The organism is Mesorhizobium sp. LNJC405B00, assembly GCF_000502615.1.
Classification (GTDB): domain Bacteria; phylum Pseudomonadota; class Alphaproteobacteria; order Rhizobiales; family Rhizobiaceae; genus Mesorhizobium.
This window is the reverse complement of sequence record NZ_AYWC01000009.1, coordinates 101761-125756: the sequence shown is the minus strand read 5'-3', so window position 1 is coordinate 125756 and position 23996 is coordinate 101761. Positions and strand designations below refer to the sequence as shown.

At 63.5% G+C, this 23996-nt stretch carries 24 protein-coding genes and 1 pseudogene; 17 read left to right on the top strand and 8 right to left on the bottom strand.

Annotated elements, in window-relative coordinates; genetic code table 11:
• Window positions 1–47 precede the first annotated feature (47 nt).
• Both ligD and X756_RS148095 read right to left on the bottom strand, forming a co-directional pair.
• Complete coding sequence (gene ligD / locus X756_RS148090; RefSeq protein WP_023730395.1) at window positions 48–2534, bottom strand: DNA ligase D; 2487 nt, start codon at window positions 2532–2534, stop codon at window positions 48–50.
• Between the two features lie 117 nt (window positions 2535–2651).
• Window positions 2652–2876: a hypothetical protein gene (locus X756_RS148095; RefSeq protein ID WP_023673483.1), complete on the bottom strand. Its 225-nt coding sequence runs from the start codon at window positions 2874–2876 to the stop codon at window positions 2652–2654.
• Window positions 2877–2921: 45 nt separating this feature from the next.
• On the opposite strand from X756_RS148095, the gene X756_RS1000000168850 reads away from it, so the two are divergent.
• The 8 genes from X756_RS1000000168850 (at window position 2922) to X756_RS148130 (ending at window position 9980) form a co-directional block, all read left to right on the top strand.
• Entirely contained in the window at window positions 2922–3278 is a 357-nt protein-coding gene (locus X756_RS1000000168850; protein ID WP_156941390.1) for a hypothetical protein, read from the top strand.
• On the top strand, window positions 3275–4282 hold the full coding sequence (locus X756_RS148100; protein WP_023730394.1) for an aldo/keto reductase: 1008 nt from the start codon (window positions 3275–3277) through the stop codon (window positions 4280–4282). Before X756_RS1000000168850 ends, X756_RS148100 begins: the two co-directional genes overlap by 4 nt.
• Before the next feature lie 405 nt (window positions 4283–4687).
• Window positions 4688–5635: a substrate-binding domain-containing protein gene (locus X756_RS148105; protein ID WP_023730393.1), complete on the top strand. Its 948-nt coding sequence runs from the start codon at window positions 4688–4690 to the stop codon at window positions 5633–5635.
• A gap of 372 nt (window positions 5636–6007) precedes the next feature.
• Window positions 6008–7579 carry a sugar ABC transporter ATP-binding protein gene (locus tag X756_RS148110; protein ID WP_031238806.1) on the top strand — a complete coding sequence of 524 codons (1572 nt, stop codon included), beginning with the start codon at window positions 6008–6010 and terminating at the stop codon, window positions 7577–7579.
• A complete protein-coding gene (locus X756_RS148115) occupies window positions 7576–8592 on the top strand; it encodes an ABC transporter permease (RefSeq protein WP_023685887.1) in 1017 nt (338 codons plus the stop codon). Before X756_RS148110 ends, X756_RS148115 begins: the two co-directional genes overlap by 4 nt.
• 72 nt (window positions 8593–8664) lie before the next feature.
• Complete coding sequence (locus X756_RS148120) at window positions 8665–9060, top strand: type II toxin-antitoxin system RelE/ParE family toxin (protein ID WP_023730391.1); 396 nt, start codon at window positions 8665–8667, stop codon at window positions 9058–9060.
• Window positions 9060–9449: a helix-turn-helix transcriptional regulator gene (locus X756_RS148125; protein ID WP_023693789.1), complete on the top strand. Its 390-nt coding sequence runs from the start codon at window positions 9060–9062 to the stop codon at window positions 9447–9449. Before X756_RS148120 ends, X756_RS148125 begins: the two co-directional genes overlap by 1 nt.
• 33 nt (window positions 9450–9482) lie before the next feature.
• Window positions 9483–9980 carry an N-acetyltransferase gene (locus tag X756_RS148130; RefSeq protein ID WP_023730390.1) on the top strand — a complete coding sequence of 166 codons (498 nt, stop codon included), beginning with the start codon at window positions 9483–9485 and terminating at the stop codon, window positions 9978–9980.
• A gap of 31 nt (window positions 9981–10011) precedes the next feature.
• Here X756_RS148130 and X756_RS148135 read toward each other — a convergent pair whose 3' ends face one another.
• Together X756_RS148135 and X756_RS01000000165675 are read right to left on the bottom strand one after the other, a co-directional pair.
• On the bottom strand, window positions 10012–10260 hold the full coding sequence (locus X756_RS148135) for a hypothetical protein (protein ID WP_156941389.1): 249 nt from the start codon (window positions 10258–10260) through the stop codon (window positions 10012–10014).
• A 147-nt stretch (window positions 10261–10407) separates the two neighbouring features.
• Window positions 10408–11036: pseudogene (locus X756_RS01000000165675) on the bottom strand (glutathione S-transferase family protein).
• A 209-nt stretch (window positions 11037–11245) separates the two neighbouring features.
• On the opposite strand from X756_RS01000000165675, the gene X756_RS148140 reads away from it, so the two are divergent.
• The 7 genes from X756_RS148140 (at window position 11246) to X756_RS148170 (ending at window position 18739) form a co-directional block, all read left to right on the top strand.
• Window positions 11246–12232 (top strand): sugar kinase, encoded by a 987-nt coding sequence (locus X756_RS148140; RefSeq protein WP_031238802.1) that lies wholly within the window; start codon window positions 11246–11248, stop codon window positions 12230–12232.
• Window positions 12232–13506 carry a D-tagatose-bisphosphate aldolase, class II, non-catalytic subunit gene (locus X756_RS148145; protein WP_023730387.1) on the top strand — a complete coding sequence of 425 codons (1275 nt, stop codon included), beginning with the start codon at window positions 12232–12234 and terminating at the stop codon, window positions 13504–13506. Before X756_RS148140 ends, X756_RS148145 begins: the two co-directional genes overlap by 1 nt.
• A 64-nt stretch (window positions 13507–13570) precedes the next feature.
• Window positions 13571–14149, top strand: coding sequence for a DUF922 domain-containing protein (locus X756_RS148150; protein WP_023712528.1), 579 nt, complete (start codon window positions 13571–13573; stop codon window positions 14147–14149).
• Window positions 14150–14343: 194 nt separating this feature from the next.
• Window positions 14344–15429: a sn-glycerol-3-phosphate ABC transporter ATP-binding protein UgpC gene (ugpC, locus tag X756_RS148155; protein ID WP_023673472.1), complete on the top strand. Its 1086-nt coding sequence runs from the start codon at window positions 14344–14346 to the stop codon at window positions 15427–15429.
• A 39-nt stretch (window positions 15430–15468) separates the two neighbouring features.
• A complete protein-coding gene (locus X756_RS148160; RefSeq protein WP_023693796.1) occupies window positions 15469–16794 on the top strand; it encodes an ABC transporter substrate-binding protein in 1326 nt (441 codons plus the stop codon).
• 102 nt (window positions 16795–16896) lie between these two features.
• A complete protein-coding gene (locus X756_RS148165; RefSeq protein WP_023673470.1) occupies window positions 16897–17835 on the top strand; it encodes a sugar ABC transporter permease in 939 nt (312 codons plus the stop codon).
• Window position 17836: 1 nt separating this feature from the next.
• On the top strand, window positions 17837–18739 hold the full coding sequence (locus X756_RS148170; protein WP_023673469.1) for a carbohydrate ABC transporter permease: 903 nt from the start codon (window positions 17837–17839) through the stop codon (window positions 18737–18739).
• 31 nt (window positions 18740–18770) lie between these two features.
• On the opposite strand, the gene X756_RS148175 is transcribed toward X756_RS148170, so the two are convergent.
• Complete coding sequence (locus tag X756_RS148175; RefSeq protein ID WP_023712526.1) at window positions 18771–19475, bottom strand: SDR family oxidoreductase; 705 nt, start codon at window positions 19473–19475, stop codon at window positions 18771–18773.
• Window positions 19476–19606: 131 nt separating this feature from the next.
• Here X756_RS148175 and gcvA point away from each other — a divergent pair, with 131 nt between their 5' ends.
• Window positions 19607–20506: a transcriptional regulator GcvA gene (gcvA, locus tag X756_RS148180; protein ID WP_023712525.1), complete on the top strand. Its 900-nt coding sequence runs from the start codon at window positions 19607–19609 to the stop codon at window positions 20504–20506.
• A gap of 57 nt (window positions 20507–20563) precedes the next feature.
• Here gcvA and X756_RS148185 read toward each other — a convergent pair whose 3' ends face one another.
• Together X756_RS148185 and X756_RS148190 are read right to left on the bottom strand one after the other, a co-directional pair.
• Complete coding sequence (locus X756_RS148185) at window positions 20564–21667, bottom strand: NAD(P)/FAD-dependent oxidoreductase (RefSeq protein ID WP_023730386.1); 1104 nt, start codon at window positions 21665–21667, stop codon at window positions 20564–20566.
• 458 nt (window positions 21668–22125) lie between these two features.
• Window positions 22126–22542: a helix-turn-helix domain-containing protein gene (locus X756_RS148190; protein WP_023730385.1), complete on the bottom strand. Its 417-nt coding sequence runs from the start codon at window positions 22540–22542 to the stop codon at window positions 22126–22128.
• A gap of 137 nt (window positions 22543–22679) precedes the next feature.
• On the opposite strand from X756_RS148190, the gene X756_RS148195 reads away from it, so the two are divergent.
• Window positions 22680–23267, top strand: coding sequence for a dihydrofolate reductase family protein (locus X756_RS148195; protein WP_023730384.1), 588 nt, complete (start codon window positions 22680–22682; stop codon window positions 23265–23267).
• Window positions 23268–23362: 95 nt separating this feature from the next.
• Here the strand turns inward: X756_RS148195 and X756_RS148200 are convergent, their stop codons facing one another.
• Window positions 23363–23791: a VOC family protein gene (locus X756_RS148200; RefSeq protein ID WP_156931523.1), complete on the bottom strand. Its 429-nt coding sequence runs from the start codon at window positions 23789–23791 to the stop codon at window positions 23363–23365.
• Window positions 23792–23996: the final 205 nt, after the last annotated feature.

Sequence of the window (23996 nt, the reverse complement as noted above, 5' to 3'; positions counted from 1 at the left end):
GTCGATGGACTTGGGTTCCTCGCCCCCATGAAATGGGGAGAAAAACCTTATTTGAAGGCCGGCAAATCCCTCGCGAAATCCTCCATGTCCGCCCAGGGGTCGCCCGAGGTCGCCAACAACCCCGGCAGCGAGGAATAGTTCAGATCCTGCGGCGCATCGATCGTCTCAAGGTCGCTCCAGCTCACCGGCGTCGACGCCGGCAGGTTGGTGCGGGCGCGCAGCGAATAAGGCGCCGCGGAGGTGTGGCCGCGCGCGTTGCGGTGATAGTCGATGAAGATGCGGCGCTTGCGGTTTTCCTTGCCCATTGTGGTGGTGAAAGTGTCGGGCGCGGTGGCCGCTAGGTGCGTGGAGATGGCGCTGGTCGCCTGGTGCAGCTTCTTCCAGTTCTGCTTTTGCGTCACCGGCACGGTTATGTGGATGCCGCTGCCGCCGGATGTCTTGGCGAACGGCACCAGGCCGAGCCGTTCCAATTCGCCCTTGATGTGGACGGCGGCCTCGACCACCTCGCGCCAGGCGATGCCCTCACCCGGATCGAGATCGAAAACGATCTGGTCGGGCTTGTCGAGGCTCAAGCGATGCGTGCCCCAGGTGTGGAACTCGACGACGCCGAACTGCGCCAGCGCCAGATAGCCTTTTGCTCCCTCGACCGACAGATAGGATTTGGTTTCACCTTCGGAGTTGGTGGCGTCAAAAGTGACCACCGACGGCGGCATGCCGGTGAAGGCGTGGCGCTGGAAGAAACAGTCCTTCGGCAGGCCCGTCGGGCAGCGCACCAGCGACACCGGGCGGCCCATAATGTGCGGCAGCATGAAATCGCCGACCAGCGCGTAATAGACGGCGATGTCGAGTTTGGTCGGCCCGGTCTTGCCGAACAGCCGCCGCTCCGGATTGGTCACCCAGATGGTGGCGAGATCGGCTTCGGCGATCAGCCGCTTGCGCTTCGGCGACACCGGCGTCGACAGGCCGACATCCCGGAGGCCCCGAAACACACCGTGGCGCAGCGAATTGTCCGCCGTTCGGTTGGCGTAGTGGATGCGGGCCGACAGCATCGGCCGCACCCATTTCATCTCGCGCATGATCTCGCGCGGCACACCCTCGGGGGCTGTCGCGCCGTCGCGCAGCGGCTGCAGCCGGGCCAGCAAGTCGCCCGCCGTAGCGGCATCGAAGCCGGTGCCAACCTTGCCGCGATAGTGCAGTTCGCCATCCGCGAATTCAGCCATGCCGAGTGCCGCCAGTCCTTCGGCCGCGCCGGAAACGGTGTAGCCGGCGATGATGAAATCGCCGGTCTCCAGCGCCTTGACCTTGGTCCAGGTCTTGGTGCGGCCGCTCTGGTAGATGGCGTTGGCGCGCTTGGAGACGACGCCTTCCAGCCCAAGGATCGAGGCCTGATCGTAAAGCCCCTGCCCGTCGCCTTCGACATGGTCGCTCAGCTGGATGGCGGAGTTGGCGCCCTGCCCGGCTAGCAGTTCGGCGAGCAAGGCCTTGCGTCTTGCGAGCGGCGCCTTGCGGAGGTCCCAGCCGTCGAGATGCAGCAGGTCGAAGGCATAGAAATGGAGCTTGCTGCCCGCACCCGCCGACAGCGCATCCTGCAGCAGCGCGAAACGCGAGATGCCCTTCTCGTCGAGTACCATGATTTCGCCGTCGATGATCGCCTTGCTGAGGGGCAGCCGGGCGAATGCCTGCGGCAGGTCGCCGTAACGCTTCGTCCAGTCGATGCCGCCGCGGGTGATCAGCCTGACCTCGCCATCGGCGATATGCGCCATGGTGCGGTAGCCGTCGAATTTTATTTCGTGCAACCAGAGTTCACCTGTGTCTTCCACTGGCCCACCCGGCGGCTTCGGCACCTGCGTGGCGAGCTGCGGCTCGATGCGCGACGGCGGATCGCCCCTGACAGCGCCGGGCAGCGCGCCGGGTTTCAGCGCGCCGGGTTTGGGCGGCAGGCGGGCCGGCTTCTTCGGCGGCGCCACCAGCTCCTCGATCCGCTTGCCGGACTTCACGCTTTCCGGCCGCGCTTCCAGGATGTCGAGGCCGGTATCGGCGGCGAGATCGCGCTCCTTGAACAGCAGCCAGTTTTTCTTCTCGCTGTCTTCGCCGGGCTTGGGCTTCAGACGGGTCAGCATCCAGCCGCCATTCAACTTGTCGCCGGCCAGCCGAAACTTGAACGCGCCGGTGCGCAGACTCTTGTCGACGTCGTCCATCGGCGCCCAGGTGCCGGTGTCCCAGACGATCATCGGACCGCCACCATATTCGCCTTCGGGAATGACGCCTTCGAAGTCGATATATTCGAGCGGATGGTCCTCGGTCTCAACTGCGAGCCGCTTGTCGGCCGGGTTGAGCGAGGGCCCGCGCGGCACCGCCCAGCTTTTCAGCACGCCGCCGACCTGCAGGCGCAAATCGTAATGGTCGGCGGTGGCGTGATGCTTGTGGACGACGAAGCGGTTGCCGTCGCCTGAAATGAGCCCGCCCGCCGGTTCCGGCGTCTTCGTAAATTCGCGCTTGTCGCGATAGGCCTTGAGTGTTGGCGGGGTTGGCATGGGTCAGGCGGGAGCGGCGGCGGCGGACGAACCTTCCCTGCGCCGCGTTCCTGCACAGTGCTGTCCCGCCAACATTTCAAATTTCCCAGCGCGGTGCGAAGAATGTGGAGATCACGCTCAATCGTCTGAGGCGGGCGTCAGGTCTAGCTCGGCCGGGGACAGCCCTTGCTGGAGCTGGCTCAGCCGGAACTCGTCGACCCAGTAGGCCTCGCCGTCGACCAGCACGCGGGCCGAGTAGACGCCGCCGGAAAAGCTTTGCGCGGTGACGTAGACCTTGTGGCGGTCGAGCGCCTTGCGCACCGCGGCGCGCTTGGAATTCTGGCTGGTGACGGAACTGGCCATGGCTCACTCATACACAAGACCGCAAGACATGGCGGCGGCATAAGGATGCTGGAGATCGGCCGCTCTGTCAATTTTGACCGCCTGCTTCTGGCAGCGCTACGATCCGACGGCAGCAAAAAACCGCTGCGCCTCGGCAGCGGACTTTGCAATGGCGACGACAATATTCGGTTAGTGGTCCGAAGGAATTATGAGCGCGGTGACGCGCGAGAGCTGCTGGCGCCGGTTCAGCGTCGGCTTCTCGTAGATCTTCTTCATTGGTATCCCATGGCCCCCAATGGCCGCCGGCAAAGGCGCTTGCGGCTGGGTTTTGTCAAGGGAAGCGCTGTTCTTCCGCCGAACAGCTATGGAAACTGGAGGAGCGGCCGCTATAGTTTTCCTCAGCCCCAAGGAGAACGGCAATGACCCTCAGCACCCGCAAACTCGGCAGCCAGGGGCTGCAGGTCTCGGTGATCGGCCTCGGCTGCATGGGCATGAGCCAGTCCTACGGCCCTGCCGACGAGGCGGAATCGATCGCCACCCTGCACCGAGCCATCGAACTCGGCTGTACCTTCCTCGACACGGCGGAAGTCTACGGCGCCTATGCCAATGAAGAACTGCTCGGGCGGGCGCTGAAGGGCCGGCGCGATGAGGTGACCCTTGCCACCAAATTCGGCTTCCGCATCGAAAACGGCAGACAGGTCGGCACGGAGCGTGACAGCCGGCCCGACCATATCCGCGAGGCGCTGGAGGGCTCGCTGAAGCGGCTCGGCACCGACCATATCGACCTTTACTACCAGCATCGCGTCGATCCGGCGGTGCCGATGGAAGACGTCGCCGGCACGGTCGGCCGGCTGGTTGCCGATGGCAAGGTGCGCTTCTTCGGCCTGTCGGAAGCGGGCGCGGCGAATATCGGCCGTGCGCATGCCGTGCACCCTGTCTCGGCGCTGCAGAGCGAGTATTCGCTTTGGGAGCGCAATCTGGAGCCGGAGATCATCCCGCTGCTCAAAAAGCTCGGCATCGGCCTGGTGCCGTTCGCGCCGCTCGGCCGCGGTTTCCTCGCCGGCGACGTCAAGCGCGCCGAGGATTATCCGGAAGGCGATTTCCGCCGCGGCGACCCCCGCTACCAGGGCGCCAACTACGACGCCAATGTCGCGGCTGCGGCTGCGGTGCAGGAGGTGGCCGCGGCCAAAGGGGCAAAGCCCGCACAGATCGCGCTGGCCTGGGTGCTCGGCAAGTGCGACGGTTTCGGCATCGACATCGTGCCGATCCCGGGGACAAAGCGGCGCAAGTATCTCGAAGAAAATGTTGCTGCGGCCGCGATCGCGCTCGACGCGGCCGAGATAGCTGCGCTCGACGCAGCCCTTGCGCCGGGCAAGGTCTCAGGGCCGCGCTACAATGAGCGGGTGATGACGACGATCGATCGGTAGAGGCGTCTAAGCTGCCAATCTCCCCCCTCGTGGGGGAGATGCCTGGCAAGGCAGAGGGGGGCGCGAAGGATCGCCCGCATCAAGTATTCTGCGTAGAGGTTAGCTCAAAGATGTAAGTGAAATTGGCCAATGTCGGCGGGACAGCGCCCCCTCTGTCCTGCCGGACATCTCCCCCACAAGGGGGGAGATTAGCAGTTTCAGCCCCTCGCCTCACCTTGCGTAATCGATTTTCCTTGGCTAGCATCCCTGGGTCGGCGCCGAGCGGAGGAGACGTTGCGGTGGACCGGCTGGAGCGCCGTCGCGTCCGTTCGGGCGCTCACAGGACACTCCATTTTTGAATCGACGCAGGAAAATCCCGAGCCGCTAACGGTTTCGGGCTCCTGCATCCATGTGGGAGGATATCTGATGAACAGACGCGAATTCCTGTTGTCGACCGTGGCGACCGGCGCCATGGCGCTGGCTGCGCCCATGGCCTTTGCCGCCGACAAACTGACCATATTGGGTTCGGTGCCCAATCTCGGCTTCCCGTTCTTTGTGCACATGCTGAACGAGATCAAGGCGGAGGCGCAAGCGCAAGGCGTCAATCTGACCGAGAGCGACGGCCAGAACTCGGCGCCGAAGCAGACCGCCGACATCGAGGCCGCACTTGTGCAGAAGGTCAACGCCATCGTGATTTCGCCGCTTGACGTCAACGCGCTGGCGCCGGCGATCGAGGAAGCGGTCAAGGCCGGGGTTCCGGTGGTGACGATCGACCGCCGCGTCGACGGCGTCGAGGGCATTCTGGCCCATGTCGGCGCCGACAATGTCAAGGGCGGCGAGGCCGAGGCGCAGGCCATGGTGGCGGCGTTCCCCAACGGCGCCAAGCTGTTCCATTTGCAGGGCCAGCCGGGTGCCGGGCCCGCGATCGACCGCAACAAAGGCGTCCACAATGTGCTCGATCCGCTCAAGGACAAGTACCAGATCATCTTCGAGCAGACCGCCAACTTCGCCCGCGCCGAAGCGCTGTCGGTGACCGAGGCCGGGCTTGCCGCCAACGGCAAGCCGGACGCCATCATCTGCGCCAATGACGACATGGCGCTCGGCGCGCTCGAAGCCTGTGCCGCGCGCAACTTCACCGACGTCAAGATCTACGGCTTCGACGCGCTGCCGGAAGCGCTGGTCGCCGTGCGCGACGGCAAGCTCGCCGGCACTGTCGAACAGTTCCCCGGCGAACAGTCGCGCACGGCGGTGCAGATCGCGGTCGCCTTCGCCAGGGACAAGACCGAGCCGAAGGAGAAGCTGGTGCTGTTGACGCCGATCGTCATCGGCAAGGACAATCTCGACAAGGCGGAGAGGTTGAACGAGACGAAGTGAGAGTAAGGCCCATGACGGGTGGAGGTCGCGCTCTGTCGTGCCCCCCTGCCTATCGCAATCCGGGAGCAATGCTTGTCCGCCGTTGAGCCCACCGCATCATCGCCCCCGCTCCNGGCGGAGAGGTTGAACGAGACGAAGTGAGAGTAAGGCCCATGACGGGTGGAGGTCGCGCTCTGTCGTGCCCCCCTCTGTCCTGCCGGACATCTCCCCCACTTGGGGGGAGATTGGCCGTCAGGTCTGTTTTCGCCAATCGCCAACGTTGTAGAAAAAGTGCTGCCGGCAAAACTGCTGATCTCCCCCCGTGTGGGGGAGATGTCCGGCAGGACAGAGGGGGGCGCTGTCCCCCTGCCTATCGCAATCCGGGAGCAATGCTTGTCCGCCGTTGAGCCCACCGCATCATCGCCCCCGCTCCTTTCCGTCGAAGGCGTGACCAAGCATTTTTCCGGCGTCACCGCGCTCAGCGACGTTTCGCTCGAGGTGCGGCCCAGTGAGATCCTTGGCCTGCTCGGCGAGAACGGCGCCGGCAAGTCGACGCTGTTGAAAATCCTGTCCGGCGTGATGCCGCCATCGAGCGGCCGCATCGTCTTCGACGGGACCGACTACACCCCGTCCAGTCCACAGGATGCCAAGCGGCATGGCATCGTCACCATCTATCAGGAACTGAGCCTGATCCCGACGCTGACGGTTGCGGAAAACATTTTCATCGGCCGCGCGCCGCTCGGGCCGCTCGGGCTGGTCAGCTGGCGCAGGATGGAGGACGCCTCGCGCGCGATCATCGCCCGCGTCGGTCTCGACATCGATCCGGCGACGCCGGTGTCGTCGCTCTCGGTGGCCGAACAGCAGCTGGTCGAAATCGCCCGCGCTCTGTCGCTGGAAAGCCGCCTGATCATCATGGACGAGCCGACCTCGGCGCTGACCGAGACCGAAGTGCAGAAGCTTATGTCGATCATGGACAGGCTGCGCAAGGACGGCGTGGCGATCATGTTCGTCACCCATCGGCTGGAAGAAGCGTCGGCGATCTGCGACCGGATGACGGTGTTGCGCGACGGCAGGCTGGCCGGCCATCTCGACCGTGACGGCCAGCCGATCCAGATTCCAAAAATCATCGAGAAGATGGTCGGTCGCGCCGCCTCCGAGCTCTACGCGCGGCCGACGCAGCGCGATGTCGCCGGCGAGGTCAGGCTCTCAGTGCGCGGGCTGCGGACGGTACGCGATCCGCTGGCGCCGCACGCCATCGTGCTCGAAGGCGTCGACCTCGATCTGAAGGCCGGCGAAATCCTCGGCGTTGCCGGTCTCGTCGGTTCCGGCCGCACCGAGCTTGCCCGCGCCATTTTCGGCGCCGACCGCATCGCGGCGGGTAACATCACGCTGGACGGCAAGCCGATCGCCCCGGCCTCCCCCGCCGACGCCATCAAACTCGGCATCGGGCTGGTGCCGGAAGACCGCAAGCACCAGGCGATCTTTGCAGCACTTGGCATTCTCAACAATTTCTCCATCGCCTCGCTCGGCCGCTACAGCAATGGCGCCGGCTTCATGGCCGAACGGCGCGAGCGCGAGACGCTGGCCGGCTATCGCAAGGCACTGTCGATCCGCATGGCCTCGCCCGAGCAGGCGATCGAGGGCCTGTCCGGCGGCAATCAGCAAAAGGTGATCCTGGCCCGCTGGCTGGCGCGCGACCCGAAAGTACTTATCGTCGACGAGCCGACGCGCGGCGTCGATGTCGGCGCCAAGGCCGAAGTGCACCAGATCCTGGTGCAGCTTGCCGCACGCGGCATCGCCATCATGATGATCTCGTCGGAGCTGCCGGAGGTGCTGGCAGTGTCGGATCGCATCGTTACGATGCGGCGCGGCCGTATCACTGGCGAAATGCCGGGCATCGAAGCGACCGAGGAAAAACTGATGGAACTGATGGCGCTCGACCGCAAGCAGGACGCAACGCAATGACCAGCACCACCGAACAGACCCAGCGCAGCGGCATCAACATCGCGCGGCTTCTGATGAGTTTTGGGCCGCTGATGTTCTTGGCGGTGTTGATCGTCATCTTCACCGTGCTGAAGCCGAGCTTCATCGATCCAATCAACCTGTTCAACATTTTGAGGCAGATCTCGATCACCGGGCTGATCGCGCTTGGCATGACTTTCGTCATCCTCACTGCCGGCATCGACCTGTCGGTCGGCTCACTGCTCGCCTTCTGCGGCATGGTGGCCGCGGTGGTGGCCAAGGGCGGCACCGCCAACACGCTGTCGCTGTCGACCACGGGCACGCAAGGATATGGCTGGTTCGCCGCCTTGCTTGCCGCCGTCATCGTCGGGGCGCTGGCCGGCGGCGTCCAGGGCTTTGCCATCACCCGGCTGAAAGTGCCGCCCTTCGTCGTCACGCTGGGTGGGCTCACTGTGTTTCGCGGCCTGACGCTGACCATCTCCAATGGCGGACCGATCTCCGGTTTCGACGCCTCGATGCGCTGGTTCGGCACCGGGCTCATCGGACCGGTGCCGGTGCCGGCGATCATCTTCGCGGCGGCGGCCATCCTGTGCCACATCGTGCTGCGCTATACGCGCTACGGCCGCGCCGTCTATGCCGTCGGCGGCAATGCCGAGGCCGCACGCCTGTCGGGCCTGCGCGTCGACCGCATTCTGATCTCGGTCTATGTCATCGTCGGCTTCTTCGCCGGGCTGGCCGCCTTCGTTTTGTCAGCACGGCTCAACTCCTCCGAAGCCGTAGCCGGCATCGGCTACGAACTTACGGTGATTTCCGCCGTGGTCATCGGCGGTACCTCGCTATTCGGCGGCATCGGCTCGGTCGGCGGCACGGTGGTGGGCGCAGCACTGATCGGTGTGCTGCAGAACGGGCTGCAATTCAACAATGTCTCGTCCTACACACAAAGCATCGTCATCGGCCTGATCCTGATCCTGGCCGTGGCCTTCGATCGTTGGCTGAAGTCGCGGGTGAGGCGGTGAGGATTTCGGCACACCGAGATAATGTCGTCCATGACATTCACTTGACATTATATAAGGTGAAAGCTATTTTTAATGACATGGATTGTGGAATTCGATGATGACTTCAGAACGGAATTCTCCAAGCTGAAGGACGACGTAAAGGTCGAAATCCGTGCTTTGGTAAATGTTCTGAAGCAGCTGGGTCCGTCTTATGGCAGGCCGAGGGTCGATACGCTGAACGACTCAAGGCACGCGAACATGAAGGAATTGCGGTTCGATGCTGCTGATGGCGTGTGGAGAGTGGCGTTCGCGTTCGATCCTGAGAGAAAGGCCATTTTCCTTGTTGCGGGAGATAAATCGGGCGTCAACGAGAAGCGCTTCTACAAGAAGCTGATCGAGATCGCCGATAGGAGGTTCGACGTCCATTTAAAGCGCGTGAAAGAGGGGCAGAAAACTGCCAAGGAAGGGCACAAGAAGGAGAAGAAGTGATGGCCATTTCCGCCGATGACGTATTTGCCGAAACGATGTCTCCCGAACTGATCAAGGCGTCCGACCTCCGTACCAGGGAGCTGCTTGAGGAGTTTGAAACCCTTCAGCAGCTTCGCAAGGCTCGGGCACTTACACAGGAGCATGTCGGCCGCAAGTTGGGCAAGAAACAGGTCTCCGTTGCCCAGCTCGAAAAGCGCTCGGATTTTCTTCTGTCGACGTTGCGCGGCTACGTTAAGGCTCTCGGGGGCGAACTCGACCTTGTCGTCAGATTCAAGGACCATGCTCCGGTGGTGTTGGCAGGATTGGGTGATGTACGTCTCGCAGAAACGTCGCGCAGCCCAGATCGCACCAAGACGACGAAGAAGCAGATCGCGCGTCGTGCAGCTTGATTGCCGGCGCGAGCTTGGCATGATGGCACAGCCATGACCGAGATCAGAACCATGACCGCAAAGGACGTGCCGTCGGTGTCGCGGCTGCTGGGAGACTCCTGGCGGCGCACCTATTCGTCGATCCTGGGACCTGAAAATACCGCGCGCCTCTCGGACGACAAGCATGCGCCCGAGCGGCTGGCAGCCGAACTTCTGGACGACAACAAGATGTCATTCGTGGCCGAACGGCCGGACGGTTCGATCGCCGGCTACGCGATGGCGGCGATGGACGATCGTGGCGATGTCCTGCTCGACCGGCTGCACATCGACAAGTCAGAGTTCGGCAGCGGGCTCGCCACCGACCTGCTGCACGCGGTGCTTGTCGCGCATGCCGGCATCCCCAGCATTGCGCTGGAAGTGATCGAGGGCAACGACCAGGCGATCGCCTTCTATCGCAAGCACGGTTTCGAGGTGGTCGAACACCGCCCGGCCGCGCACGGCGTTGGCGGCCACGCCTCGCTGATCATGCGCCGGCTGCTGTCGAGAGCATGAAGTGAATGGGGAAACCGCGGTAGTCAGGGCCCTACGGCCCTAACCCCTGCGCCGCCACCGCCTGTGGACCGTCCTCGTCGTCCGGCATATCGAGGAGTTCGATCAGCCGCGCCACCTTCGTTCCCGGCAAGGGGCGGCCCTCGTTGACCAGCGCCTCGTCGGCACCGAGCCAGGCGAACGCCTCGCGCAGTTCTTGAAGGGTGGCGCCGGTCAGCGCGATGTCGGCTATGACCGCCTCGTCTACCGGCCCCAACACCGAAATGATGTCGTCGCGTGTCATGGTCACCTCCATGCTAAGTGCCGGCAGGTCGTCGAGTTGACGCCGGGATCCGGCCATCCAGTCAACGGATTGCGAGCGAAAGCCGCCGACAAAGGAGAATCTGGGTCTTCTTTTCGACTAAGCAAGGTGAACGCGCGCCTTTTGCCGTCAAGCAGCCGAGTGCGGATCGATGCTGTAGAGATGCACGGGATAGCCGGGACCGATGGCGTCGCGCACCCGGTCCGTCCAGGCGAGGACCGCCGGATAAGCCGCCAGCGCAAAGCCGCAATCTTCGGCACGGTGGCCGTAGGCATAGACAGCGATGTCGGCGATGGTGAGCGTGTCGCCGACAAGGAACGGCGTGTCGTTCAGGCTGCGCTCCAGCGCTGCCAGCGTGCGGGCGCCGGCTTCGCGCTTGGCCGGAACCATCGCCTGGTTGCGCTCCAGCCTTCCGGCCAGCGTCCAGAAGCGCAGGAGCCGATGACCGGCTCGACATGGTACTGTTCGAAGAACAGCCATTGCATAATTTTCGCGTTGACATAGCGATCCGCCGGCAGCAATGGCGTGCCTTCGGCGAGATAAATGAGGATCGCATTCGATTCGGCGATCGCACGGCCATCCTCGAGTTCGAGCACAGGAACGGCGCCGGCCGGGTTGAGCTTCAGGAAAGCGTCGGTGTGGCTCTCGCCCTCGAAAATCGACACCAGGCGGCTTTCATAGGGAATGTTGAGCAGGCCGAGCACGACCCTCGCCTTCCAACCGTTTTGCGACGGCAAATAATCATGAAGCGTGAGCATGGCTGTCCTTTCGCTGGGGTCGACGCCTGATTTGCACGGTGCCACGATCCCAGCCACCCGAATCCTGCAATGTGTACGCGCAGAATAAGTAATCTATACGCATGTAAAGTTTTATTGACTTCGCCCTATGTGCGATTTACCCGATAAACATTTGTGCCGAACAACTGCGCGAGCAAGCAATCAGTCTGTGACAAGGAAGAATCGCAAGCATGAGCCTTTCGCGCCGCAGCGAAATCGCCGCCGAGGCTGCGGGGCCAACTATTGCCGCCGGCGAAATCCTGGTCGAGATCATGGCGACGGAACGGGGTTTCGGCTTCCTCGAGCCGCAAACGCTCGTCGGGCCATTCCCCAGCGGTGCGCCGGCGATCTTCATCGATCAGGTTGCGCGTCTGGGGGGCGGCGCCGGCATTATCGGCTGCGTCGGCCGCGACGATTTCGGCACGCTCAACCTGGACAGGCTGGAGCGCGACGGCGTCGACGTCTCAGCCGTCGATATCAGCGACCGCTTCCCGACGGGATGCGCCTTCGTGCGCTACCGGCCCGATGGTATCAGGGACTTCGTCTACAACATCGCCGAATCCGCCGCCGGGCAGATCCACCTGACCACTGCTGCGCGCCTGCTGGCGGACAGGGCCGGCCATCTGCATATCATGGGATCGACGCTGTCGGTGGCAGGGCTGAAGGAGATCGTCAGCTACGCAGTGCAGGCGGTTCGTGCCCGCGGCGGCTCGACCTCATTCGACCCGAATGTGCGCAAGGAGCTGATCGACGGCTCCGACGGCGCACTGTTTTCCGCACTCATCGACGATGCCGACCTGCTGCTGCCGTCCGGCGACGAATTGCTCGCTACGGCGGGCGTCGATGACGAGCATCAGGCGGTGGCGGCGCTGTTTGCCAGGGGCGTCGGCGAGATCGTGCTGAAGCGCGGTGCTGACGGCTCTTCCTGGTTCGGCGCCGAGGGCGCCAGGACCGACTGCGCCGGTTTTCAGGTCGAGGAAGTCGACCCCACGGGCGCCGGCGATTGTTTCGGCGCCACCTACCTGACCTGCCGCCGCCAGGGGATGGAGCCCGGCAAGGCGCTGCTTTATGCCAATGCCGCCGGCGCCCGTAACGTCACCCGGCGCGGCCCGATGGAGGGGGTCACCAGCTTCGATGAACTCGACCAATTCATCAAGGGAACAGCGAGATGGACATGATGGCCAATCCCCTTGCCGGTCTCGCGGCGGCCCGCCGGAACGGAGCACCCTACGGCATCACGTCCATCTGCTCGGCCCATCCGCTGGTGATCCAGACAGCGATACGGCGCGCCGTTGCCGACAGGGAGAAAAACCTGCTGATCGAGGCAACCTGCAATCAGGTCAACCAGTTCGGCGGCTATACCGGAATGACCCCGGCGCTGTTCGTCGCCTTCGTGCTGGAGATCGCCTGCCGCGCGGGGCTGGAAGCCTCGCGCATCATCTTCGGCGGCGACCATCTGGGACCGAACCCGTGGCGCGCAGAGCCGGCGGCGCAGGCGATGGACAAGGCCGAGGCCATGGTCGGCGCCTATATCGCGGCCGGCTTCACCAAGATCCATCTCGACGCATCGATGGGCTGCGCCGGCGAGCCGGCGGCGCTTGACGACGAGACCATCGCCACCCGGGCGGCGCGGCTGGCAAAGGCGGCCGAAACGGGCGCGCACGCCGCAGGCAGCACCTTGCCGGTCTACATCATCGGCACCGAAGTTCCCGCCCCCGGCGGCGTCGACCATGCGATCAGCGAGTTGAAGCCGACCGAGGCGGCGGCGGCGCGGCGCACGATCGAGGTTCACCGGGAGATCTTTGCCCGCGAAGGCCTGACCGAGGCGTTCGGCCGCGTCATGGCCGTGGTGGTGCAGCCGGGCGTGGAATTCGGCAGCCAGAATGTCGTCTCCTACGCGCCCGAAAAATCCAAGGGCCTGACCGGCTTGCTCGATGAGCAGCCGTCGCTCGTCTACGAGGCGCATTCGACCGACTACCAGACCCGTGCGGCTTTGACCGCGCTGGTCGCAAACGGCTTTCCTATCCTCAAGGTCGGCCCCGGCCTGACCTTCGCCTTGCGCGAGGCGCTTTACGGGCTCGACCTGATCGCCTCCGAAATGGCCAGGGACTATGGCGACCGGTCGCTCGCCCGGACCATGGAAAGCGCGATGCTGGCAGCCCCCGGCCATTGGCACAGCCACTATCATGGCAATGAAGCAGAGCTCTATGTGCAGCGGCATTACAGCTACAGCGACCGCATCCGCTATTATTGGAGCAACCCCACCGCTGTCGCGGCCGTCGAGCGCCTGCGCAAGGCGCTGGACGACGTTGCCATTCCCGAAACGCTGATGCGGCAATTCCTGCCGGCGCTGCCGGCCGAACTCGGGCCGGCGGGCAATCCCGAGGCTATCCTTCTCGAAGCTGTCGATCAGGTGCTGGCCGACTATGACGCGGCCTGCCGTGGGACCTGAGTGCATTGCGCCGGGTTGATCTTTGCCTCAGCCCAGTGTCTCTGACGTTTCCATGAAACCAGCCATGTTCTTTCTCCTGTTCGCGGCCTCCCTGCTGGCGTCGCCGGCACGCGCCGACTGGAAGCCGGTCGAAAAGGTCGAGACCTACGCCATCGCAGGGCGGACCGGCCCGGAACTCTATGCCGCGATCGGCGAAGCCGGCCCCTTGCTCGGCAAGGGTCGGGTCATTGCGCACACCAATTTCAAGCTGACCTGGACCAGGGACTACAGGCCGCAAGGCGACGCCTGCGTGCTCAAATCGGCGCGCCCGAAACTGATCATCACCTACACCTTGCCGAAGCCGGCCGAACCGTTGCCGGCTTCCGTCCAGAAGAACTGGACGGTGTTCATCGCCGGGCTCGCCGCCCACGAGAGAGTGCATGGCGCAGCCATCGCCGAGATGGTGCGCAAGATCGAGGCGGTGAGCGTCGGCCTGACCGTTACTGATGACCCCGCCTGCAGCAAGATCAGAACCGAGCTGACGAGGCAACTCGCCCAGATCTCGCTGGCTCAGCGGCAGGCGAGCCGCGACTTCGACCGGGTCGAATTCGGCCCCGGCGGAAACCTGCAGAAGCTGGTGCTGGCTTTTGTGAATGGGGGGTAGTTTGCCGGCGAACCGGTCATTGCGCCGGTGTTCCGAACGACAAGAGCACCGGCCGCATGGCCGCTTTACAGGCAGGCTTGGTAGCGCTACCGTCTGATCGTCACGCGACCTGTTGGGGGAATGGGAGACGGTCTCGAGGCGGGAGAGGAGCGGTTTCCTTCGGGGCGTCGCAAGAAGCATTCGGGAGGAGATCGATGGCGTCTGTCGCGATCGGCGATGTTTACAAATCGTTCGGGACCGTCGAGGTCCTGCATGGCGTCAGTGTGGATATCGACGACGGCGAATTCGTCACGCTGGTCGGCCCGTCGGGTTGCGGAAAATCGACCCTTCTCAGGATGATCGCCGGCCTGGAAAAGATTTCTCGGGGCGAGATCGCGATCGGGGATCGGGTCGTCAACAACGTTGCGCCGAAAGAGCGCGACGTTGCCATGGTGTTCCAGAACTACGCGCTCTACCCGCACATGACGGTCGCCGAGAACATGGCGTTCTCGCTCATGCTCAAAGGTGTTTCGAAGGCCGATTGCGCTACCAGCATTCAGCGCGCCGCCGAAATCCTCGGGCTGGTGCCATTGCTGACGCGATATCCGCGCCAGCTTTCCGGCGGCCAGCGCCAGCGCGTCGCCATGGGCCGGGCGATCGTGCGCGATCCACAGGTTTTCCTGTTCGACGAACCGCTCTCCAATCTCGACGCCAAGCTCAGGGTGCAGATGCGCGCCGAGATCAAGGAACTGCACCAGCGGCTCAAGACGACCACAGTCTATGTCACCCACGACCAGATCGAGGCCATGACCATGGCCGACAAGATCGTCGTCATGCATGACGGCATCGTCGAACAGATCGGACCGCCGCTGGAGCTCTACGACAGGCCAAACAATCTCTTCGTCGCCAGTTTCATCGGCTCGCCCGCCATGAACCTGATCAAGGGCGAGATCGTCACCGACGGGTCTCCGTCCTTTCGCGGCGCCGGGGGAATTTCCGTGCCGCTGGCCGGCGCGCCGGCCGTTGGCAACGGTCATCCGGTGGTGCTGGGAATACGGCCCGAGCATTTGCGGCTATCGTCAGACCAAGGCATTCCAGTCACCGTCGCGGTGGTCGAGCCGACCGGGTCGGAAGTGCAGATCATCGGCCGCACCGCCGGCGGCGACGAGATCGTCGCCAATTTCCGCGAACGCCATGCCTTAACACCGGGCGAATCCATACGGCTCTCTGCCGCGCCTGGCCTGATTCATCTCTTTGACGGCAAGACCGGAACACGATTTGAAACGCGTAACGGATGGTAAGGACCGCATAGCAAGGAAGATAAACCGGAGGAGACGACCATGAAATTCACGAGACGCGATGTAATCCGCACGACCGCAGGTGCCGCGGCGGGAGCTCTGGGAAGCCGGTTCGTCGGCTCGCCGGCTTTTGCCCAGGAGGGCTTGAAATACAAGCCCGAGGAAGGCGCAAAGCTGCGGCTGCTGCGCTGGTCGCCCTTCGTCAAGGGCGATGAGGATCAATGGCTGGCCAACACCAAGCGCTTCACCGAGGCGACAGGTGTCGAGGTTCGTGTCGACAAGGAAAGCTGGGAGGACATTCGCCCCAAGGCAGCGGTCGCCGCCAATGTCGGTTCCGGCCCGGACCTCATGTTCGTCTGGTTCGACGACCCGCATCAATATCCCGACAAGCTGCACGACGTGACCGAGCTCGGCGAGTATCTGGGCTCGAAATATGGCGGCTGGCACGACGGACCAAAGCAATATGCGACGCGGGACGGCAAGTTCGTCGGCCTGCCGCTGGCCACGATCGGCAATGCCATCGTCTATCGCGAAAGCTGGGTGAAGGAGGCCGGCTTCTCCGAATTTCCGAAGGACACGGCAGGCTTCCTCGAGCTTTGCAAGGCGTTGCAGGCGAAGGGACATCCGGCCGGCTTCACGCACGGCCACGGTGTCGGCGACGGCAACAATTACGCGCACTGGCTGCTGTGGAGCCATGGCGGCCAGATGGTCGACGAGAGCGGCAAGGTGGCGATCAACAGCCCCGAGACGCTAAAGGCGATCGGATACGCGCAGGAACTCTACAAGACCTTCATTCCCGGGACCGAAAGCTGGCTCGACGTCAATAACAACCGCGCCTTCCTGGCCGGCGAACTCGGCGTCATCGCCAACGGCATTTCCGCCTACAATACGGCCAAGATCAACAAGGACAACGATCCGAAGCTGGCTGAGATCGCCAAGGACATCCGCACCACCAACCTGCCGATCGGTCCCGTCGGGAAATCGGTCGAACTGTTCCAGGTGACCACCGCAGTCATCTTCAACTACACGCCCTACCCCAATGCGGCCAAGGCCTATCTGCAGTTCATGTTCGAGGATCCGCAGATGACCGACTGGATCACCTCCTCGGCGGGCTATTGCTGCCAGACGCTGAAGGCCTTCGACAACAATCCAGTGTGGACGGCCGACCCGAACAATGCCGCCTATGCCAAGGCCTCGGCGACGCTGCGCCCCAACGGCTATGCCGGGCCGCTCGGCTATGCCTCGGCGGCGACCATGGCCGACTATGTCCTGGTCGACATGTTTGCCAAGGCGGTGACCGGCCAGGCGACGCCGCAGGAGGCGATGGAGGAGGCGGAGAAGCGCGCCAACCGCTACTACCGCGTTTGATCACGGCACCGCCGGGCAGCGTCTAGTGCGCTGCCCGGCCCGTCGCACAATCCCATGGCGGCCGTTGACGCCGTGACCTGATTCCCCGATGAGGAGCCCTCCATGGCCGTGCCGTCCGTTGCCGCCCAGCCGCGTCCGTCGATGCTTTCGCGGATCTCCGAAAGCCGCAACGCGCTGGGCTTCGGCTTCATGCTGCCGGCGGCGGCGCTGCTCCTGGTCTTCCTGACCTATCCGCTCGGGCTGGGCGTCTGGCTCGGTTTCACCGATGCCCGGATCGGCCGCCCCGGCATCTTCATCGGCGTCGAGAATTATCAGTACCTTTGGAATGACAACGTCTTCTGGCTCTCCGTCTTCAACACGCTGCTCTACACGGTCAGCGCCTCGATCCTGAAGTTCGTGCTCGGCCTGTGGCTGGCGCTCATCCTCAATGAAAACCTGCCGTTCAAATCGTTCTTCCGCGCGATAGTCCTGCTGCCCTGGGTGGTGCCCACTGTACTGTCAGCCATCGCCTTCTGGTGGATCTACGATTCGCAGTTCTCCATCCTGTCCTGGGCGCTGCAGCAAATGGGCCTGATCGACCACCGCATCAATTTCCTCGGCGATCCGGAGAATGCGCGCGCTTCGGTTATCGCCGCCAACGTCTGGCGCGGCATTCCTTTCGTCGCCATCACGCTGCTCGCCGGCCTGCAGACCATTCCGCAGTCGCTCTACGAGGCGGCCACGCTCGACGGCGCCAGTCGCTGGCAGTTGTTTCGTTATGTGACTCTGCCGCTGCTGACGCCGATCATCGCCATCACCATGACCTTCTCGGTGCTGTTCACTTTCACCGATTTCCAGCTGATCTACGTGCTGACCCGGGGCGGACCGGTGAATGCCACGCATCTGATGGCGACATTGTCTTTCCAGCGCGGCATTTCCGGCGGCCAGCTTGGCGAGGGCGCGGCCATCGCGGTGGCCATGATCCCGTTCCTGCTGGCGGCGATCCTGTTCAGCTATTTCGGCCTGCAACGCCGCAAATGGCAACAAGGCGGCGGAGACTGACATGGTCAAGACGGCCGCGACAAGGAAGGCGAAACGTGGGGATATCGACGAAGGCGGCATGGGCTACCTGCAGAGCCTGCCGCGCCGCGTGGTGACGGTCTATCTGCCGCTGCTGGTGTTCGTCTTCGTGCTGTTGTTTCCGTTTTACTGGATGACGATCACGGCGGTTAAGCCCAATCTCGAGATGACCGACTATGCGCAGTTCAATCCATTCTGGGTGGTGCATCCGACATTGGAGCATATCCGCTATCTCCTGTTCGAGACCTCCTATCCGGGCTGGCTGCTCAACACGATCATCATCTCGACCGCCGCTACTTTCCTGTCGCTGCTGGCGTCGGTGTTCGCCGCCTATGCGATCGAGCGGCTGCGGTTTTCCGGGGCGCGGCAGGTCGGCCTCGGCATCTTCCTCGCCTATCTGGTGCCGCCCTCGATCCTGTTCATTCCGCTGTCGGTAATGGTGTTCAACCTCGGGCTCTACGACACGCCCTTCGCGCTCATCCTTACCTATCCAACCTTCCTGGTGCCGTTCTGCACGTGGCTGTTGATGGGTTACTTCCGCTCCATCCCGTTCGAACTGGAAGAATGCGCGCTGATAGACGGAGCGAGCCGGTGGCAGATCCTCACCAAAATCGTGCTGCCGCTCTCGGTGCCGGGCCTGATCTCCGCCGGCATATTCGCCTTCACCCTGTCATGGAACGAGTTCATCTACGCGCTGACATTCATCCAGTCCTCGGAAAACAAGACCGTGCCGGTGGGTGTGCTGACCGAGTTGGTGCGCTCCGACGTCTACGAATGGGGGGCGCTGATGGCGGGAGCGCTGATCGGCTCGCTGCCGGTGGTGGTGCTCTATTCGTTCTTCGTCGAGCACTATGTCTCGTCGATGACCGGCGCGGTGAAGGAGTGACGCGCCGGCTCACGCAAGGCGACAGGCGCGGTCAGATCGCGCCGATGATGCCGCCGTCGACGCGGATGTTCTGGCCGGTAATGTAGCCCGCACCTTCGGAAGCGAGGAAGGCGATGGTCGCGGCGATCTCCTCCGACGTGCCGTAGCGCTGCATCGGCACGCTGTCGCGGCGCTCCTCGGTGGCCGGCAGGCTGTCGATCCAGCCGGGCAGCACATTGTTCATGCGCACATTGTCGGCGGCGTAGGTGTTGGCGAAGATCTTGGTGTAGGCGGCAAGCCCGGCGCGGAACACGGCGGATGTCGGGAACATCGGGCTCGGCTCGACCACCCAGGCGGTCGAGATGTTGATGATGGCGCCGGCCTTCTGCTTGACCATCTGCGGCGCCACGATGCGCACCGGCCGGATGACGTTCATCAGATAGACGTCGAGACCGGTGTGCCACTGCTCGTCCGAGATCTCGAGGATCGGCGCGCGTGGCCCGTGGCCGCCGCTGTTGACCAGCACGTCGATGCGGCCGTAGCGCTCGAGCGTCAGGTCGGCGAGCCGCTGCAGATCGTCATTCGACTGGTTGGAGCCGGTGACGCCGAGGCCGCCAAGCTCCTTGGCCAGAGCCTCGCCCTTACCGGAGGACGACAGGATCGCGACCTTGAACCCGTCCGCCGCCAGCCGCTTGGCCGCCGCCGCGCCCATACCGCTGCCACCGGCGACGACGACTGCTACTTTTTCTACACTCATCTCGATTTTCCTTCGCACGGGTTGGCGGGACTCTGAAGCCCATGTTTCCGACCTTCGAGCAATGCTATAAACGGTGTTGCCATCTGGTTCGAACCAGAAAGCCTGAAATCAAGCTGTAGAAAAACTCCTGCATGCCTGAAGCCTTCCTGAGCCTGCCACCATTGAATGCGCTGCGTGCCTTCGAAGCCGCCGCGCGTCATCTCAACTTCCGCATCGCCGCCGAAGAGCTGAACGTGACGCAAGGGGCGGTGGCGCAGCATATACGCGGGCTGGAGGCCGATCTCGGCACAAAACTCTTCGACCGGCTGCCGCGCGGCCTGGCGCTGACCGATGAGGGCCGCGCCTATATGCCCAACATCCGCCGCGCCTTCGAGCTGATCTCGGAGGCCACCTTGCTGCTGCGGCCCGAACCGGCGCGGCTGACGATCAGCGTCACGCCGAGCTTTGCCACCAAATGGCTGATCCCCAAACTGCCGGAGTTCGTCGCGCACAACCCGCTGGTCGATTTGCGAATCCTGGCCAGCGAAAGCCTGTCGAGTTTTCAGGCCGATGGCGTCGACATTGCGGTCAGGCAAGGCCGCCTGCCCTCCGGCGCCGGCCTGATGGTGGATCTTTTGTTTCCACAGCAGATCATCGCCATCTGCAGCCCTGCCCTGCTGCCGACCGGCGCGAACGAGATCGCGGCGGCCGATATCCAGCATCACGTCCTGCTGCACGACTCGCACAATCTGTGGCCGGAATTCATGGAGATAGTACTCGGCCTGAGGATGGCCACCGAGGCCAAACGCATGCGCTTCAACCAGACAGGCCTCGCGATCGACGCCGCCATTGCCGGCCAGGGCATCGCGCTGGCCAGCCGGTTTCTCGTATCCGCCGACATTGCCGCCGGCCGGCTGGTGCAGCCGATCAACGCGGAGATGCGGGGGACGCACGATTTCTATGTCGTGATGCCGCGCAAGCAACGGCACCCAGAACCGACGCAAGCCGTGCGGCAATGGCTGCTGGATGAGGGCGATGCGGCGCGGCTGTGATGGATAGCCGATCTCCCCGCAAGGCGGGAGATCCGCAGCTTGGCCGACGCCGCCCCTTCAGCCTCGCCGAGCAATGTCGGCCGCCACTGCCTTCGCCTCGCGTCCAATTTCCCTGAGCAGACCGGTGACCGGATTGTAGAAGCCGACGAGGTAGAGGCCGAGTTGCGAGGCGCGGGCGTTGACGCCACTGCGCTCCGGCTGCAATTCCACGGGCAGAAACTTTTCGTAGCCCGGGCGATAGCCGGTGGCGAGGATGACGGCGTCGAAATTTTCCTGACTGCCGTCGGTGAACGCAGCGCTACGCTCGGTGAAGCCCGCTATGTCGGGCGCGATCTTGATGGCGCCTTTGGTGATGGCGTCGACCGTGCCGACGTCGATGACCGGGATGCGGCCGACTTGGTCGATCTGTTGCAGGATGCCCTGCTTCGGCCTGACGATGCCGTATTTCTCGAGCTTGCCCAGCGCGAAATCGAGGATGATCGGAAACATCCAGTCGTTCAGCGCCTGCGGCATTGGCCGGCTGGCGATGCCGACCATCTGGATCGGCACGCCAAACAGCTGGCGCGGCACGATGTGGACGCCCTTGCGCACCGAAATGGTCGGACGCGCGCCACTTTCCGCCAAGTCGAGCGCGATCTCGGCGCCGGTGTTGCCCATGCCGACGATCAGCACCGAGCGGCCGGCAAAAGGCGCCGCTTGCGTATAGTCGGCGCTGTGCAGCACCTCGCCGTTGAAAGCCTCGATGGCAGGGAGCCGGGGGATGATCGGCTCGGCATTGTTACCGCTGGCGATAACGACATGGCGCGCCTTGAGGTTGTCCGATCCTGTCTCGACCAGAAAACCGCCGTCCCCGAGGCGAATGGCTTTCACCGTCACACCGAAGCGCGGGCGCAGATCGAATTTTTCCGCGTAGTCGTCGAGATAGCGGACCACCATTTCGCGCGGCACGTAGCGCGGATAATTTTTGGGAAAGGGCAGGAACGGCAGCGACGAGAACGACTTGACCGTATGCAGATGCAGCCGCCGATAGTGCCGCCGCCAGGCGGGCGCGATCTCCTGCGATTTTTCGAGCAGGATGAAATCCACTCCTGCCCGCTTCAGGCAGGCACCGACCGCAAGGCCGGCGGGCCCGGCGCCGACAATAACGACAGTGGTGTCCAAGCGATTCTCCTCCCGCTAGCTCCTTAGGCTACGTGTAGAAGCGCAGGCGGGACAAGGCGCGCCTCACCTTCTCCCCTTGTTGGAGAAGGTGGATCGGCGCGCTAGCGCCGAGACGCCTTCGCATCGCGGCGCGCACGCTGCGCATCCTGTCCGGTCTCGGCTCACCCCCGGTGACGAATGTCTATCCCGGCAATCGCCCATGCTGTCGGACGGGCTGCCTGTCGCCGGCCGCACCGCGGTCGAAGAGCTCTACGTGCATGGCGGCATGGGGCCCAATCGGCATGCATGCCGCCCCCCCCCACCGCGCGCTGGCTGGAAGAGGCCGTGGTTCGGGCGATGGCAATCCGAAGCAGACATGGCTCCGGCCACAGCGATTTGCGGGATGGGAAGGGTGAGGCTGCGCGACGTCGTGTCGATCTAGCCCGCCATCGGCCCGAAGGGAGGGCTGGCCTTGCTCGCTAGCCGATATGCTCGGCGCGCAGCTTCTTCTTTATCTGCTCCATGCCCGCCTCGCCGCCCGCGGCCAGTTCGTCGGCGATCCTTGCCAGCTCGTCATCGGCGTTGCGGTACTTGCTGCCCCAGGCGCCGAGCGTCGCCAGCACCGGCAACAGGTCGATGCCCGCCTCCGTCAGCTTGTAGATCGCCTTGAGCTTGTGCGTGGGGTCGTCGCTTCTGGTGACAATGCCCTCATCCTGCAAGGTCTGCAGCCGCTCGGCCAGCGTGCGCGACGAGATGCCTTCGCCTGATAGCAGAAACTCCCGGAAGTGCCTTTTTCCCGCGAAAATCATGTCGCGGATGATCAGCAGCGTCCAGCGGTCACCGAGCAATTCGAGCGACAGGCTGATGGGGCAGCCGGATCTTTCCCTGGTCGACATTCTCAATGCTTCCATTTATAGATCACTTTACTATTGACATCATTTTTCTCTCGTGTCAATGGTTCCGAAAGTAAAGCAATAACCAACGCCGCCTGACCTGGCGCTGGTGACACCAGAGCTCAATCAGGAGAACGACGATGAGAAAACTGATCCTGCAGATGCAGATGTCGGTCGACGGTTTTGTCGGCGCGGCCGGCGATGAGCACTGGCAGCTCTGGGAATGGGGCGCCAACTGCCCGTGGGACGACGACTTGAAGCAGGATTTCAACGCGGTGTTCGCCGGCATCGATACCATTCTGCTCAGCCGCAAGATGGCCGAAGAAGGCTATCTAACCCATTGGGGCAATGCGGCAAAAAACTATCCGCGCGATCCCTTCTACGCCTTTGCGCAGCGCATCGTCGAGGCGCGCAAGGTGGTGCTGAGCGACAAGCTCGCGGCATCGCGGTGGGAGCGCACGACGCTTGCCAGCGGCGACCTGCCGCGCGAGGTCAAGGCGCTGAAAGCTGAAGGTGAAGGCGACATGGCGGTATTCGGCGGCGCCGGCTTTGCCTCGGCGCTGATTGCAGCGGCATTGGTCGATGAGTTCCAACTGTTCATCAATCCGGCCGCGCTGGGCGACGGCGAGCGGATTTTCGACCGTGGCGGCTTCCGGAAATTGCGCCTGCTCGGCTCTAAAGCCTATGCCTGCGGAATGGTGGTGAACCGCTACGCGCCGGCAATGTGAAGCAGTTCAGCGATTGAATCCGTGGACCGCTTCAACTCTTTGTTTTTGCGAGAACTCCGGACGGATCACCGCAACCCGCTCTTCGTGAACCTGCGCTAGAAATTGATCTCGACCGAAGCGGCACTTCGCTTTGCCGGCCCGTGAAACACCGCCTCGATGTTGTTGCCGTCGGGGTCGAGCAGGAAGGCGGCGTAGTAGCCGGGGTGGTAGGGCCGCTCACCCGGCGCGCCATTGTCGGCCCCGCCGGCATCGAGGCCGGCCCTGTAGAAGGCATCGACCATGGCGTTATCCCTGGCCTGGAAGGCCAGATGATGGCGCCCGGTCAGTTGTCCCCTCGCCGCCCGGCTGTCGAGGCTTGAGATGAACAGTTCGTCGGCCCAGAAATAGTCCTCGGCCTCGCCGCCGATCGGAATGCCGAGCACCTTGAAGACGGCTTCATAGAAGCGCCGGCTCGCCTTGAGGTCCCTGACCACCAGCTGGACGTGGTCGATGAGGCGGCCGCGATGCAGTTCCATGAGCGATATCTCCCGTCGCGAGACCACAAAGCTAGCGCCGCGGAGCGGCTCGTCAATTCGGCAGTCTATTTGTCGGCTTTGGCAGCCTTACACCTGCTTTTGTCATATCCGGATGGACTTCCACGCAGACCGGATAAAAAATGCAACCGGATTGTCGGATTCGAAATCCCGCCAACGTCCTTCGGACGCAAGCGGCGCAACGGAGCTGGAGCGA

Bases quoted from the DNA above. Each gene is read 5' to 3' on its own strand.
- ligD (WP_023730395.1), bottom strand. From the start codon at position 2,534: ATGCCAACCCCGCCAACACTCAAGGCCTATCGCGACAAGCGCGAATTT.
- X756_RS148095 (WP_023673483.1), bottom strand. From the start codon at position 2,876: ATGGCCAGTTCCGTCACCAGCCAGAATTCCAAGCGCGCCGCGGTGCGC.
- X756_RS1000000168850 (WP_156941390.1), top strand. From the start codon at position 2,922: ATGCTGGAGATCGGCCGCTCTGTCAATTTTGACCGCCTGCTTCTGGCA.
- X756_RS148100 (WP_023730394.1), top strand. From the start codon at position 3,275: ATGACCCTCAGCACCCGCAAACTCGGCAGCCAGGGGCTGCAGGTCTCG.
- X756_RS148105 (WP_023730393.1), top strand. From the start codon at position 4,688: ATGAACAGACGCGAATTCCTGTTGTCGACCGTGGCGACCGGCGCCATG.
- X756_RS148115 (WP_023685887.1), top strand. From the start codon at position 7,576: ATGACCAGCACCACCGAACAGACCCAGCGCAGCGGCATCAACATCGCG.
- X756_RS148120 (WP_023730391.1), top strand. From the start codon at position 8,665: ATGACATGGATTGTGGAATTCGATGATGACTTCAGAACGGAATTCTCC.
- X756_RS148125 (WP_023693789.1), top strand. From the start codon at position 9,060: ATGGCCATTTCCGCCGATGACGTATTTGCCGAAACGATGTCTCCCGAA.
- X756_RS148130 (WP_023730390.1), top strand. From the start codon at position 9,483: ATGACCGAGATCAGAACCATGACCGCAAAGGACGTGCCGTCGGTGTCG.
- X756_RS148135 (WP_156941389.1), bottom strand. From the start codon at position 10,260: ATGACACGCGACGACATCATTTCGGTGTTGGGGCCGGTAGACGAGGCG.
- X756_RS148140 (WP_031238802.1), top strand. From the start codon at position 11,246: ATGAGCCTTTCGCGCCGCAGCGAAATCGCCGCCGAGGCTGCGGGGCCA.
- X756_RS148145 (WP_023730387.1), top strand. From the start codon at position 12,232: ATGGCCAATCCCCTTGCCGGTCTCGCGGCGGCCCGCCGGAACGGAGCA.
- X756_RS148150 (WP_023712528.1), top strand. From the start codon at position 13,571: ATGTTCTTTCTCCTGTTCGCGGCCTCCCTGCTGGCGTCGCCGGCACGC.
- ugpC (WP_023673472.1), top strand. From the start codon at position 14,344: ATGGCGTCTGTCGCGATCGGCGATGTTTACAAATCGTTCGGGACCGTC.
- X756_RS148160 (WP_023693796.1), top strand. From the start codon at position 15,469: ATGAAATTCACGAGACGCGATGTAATCCGCACGACCGCAGGTGCCGCG.
- X756_RS148165 (WP_023673470.1), top strand. From the start codon at position 16,897: ATGGCCGTGCCGTCCGTTGCCGCCCAGCCGCGTCCGTCGATGCTTTCG.
- X756_RS148170 (WP_023673469.1), top strand. From the start codon at position 17,837: ATGGTCAAGACGGCCGCGACAAGGAAGGCGAAACGTGGGGATATCGAC.
- X756_RS148175 (WP_023712526.1), bottom strand. From the start codon at position 19,475: ATGAGTGTAGAAAAAGTAGCAGTCGTCGTCGCCGGTGGCAGCGGTATG.
- gcvA (WP_023712525.1), top strand. From the start codon at position 19,607: ATGCCTGAAGCCTTCCTGAGCCTGCCACCATTGAATGCGCTGCGTGCC.
- X756_RS148190 (WP_023730385.1), bottom strand. From the start codon at position 22,542: ATGTCGACCAGGGAAAGATCCGGCTGCCCCATCAGCCTGTCGCTCGAA.
- X756_RS148195 (WP_023730384.1), top strand. From the start codon at position 22,680: ATGAGAAAACTGATCCTGCAGATGCAGATGTCGGTCGACGGTTTTGTC.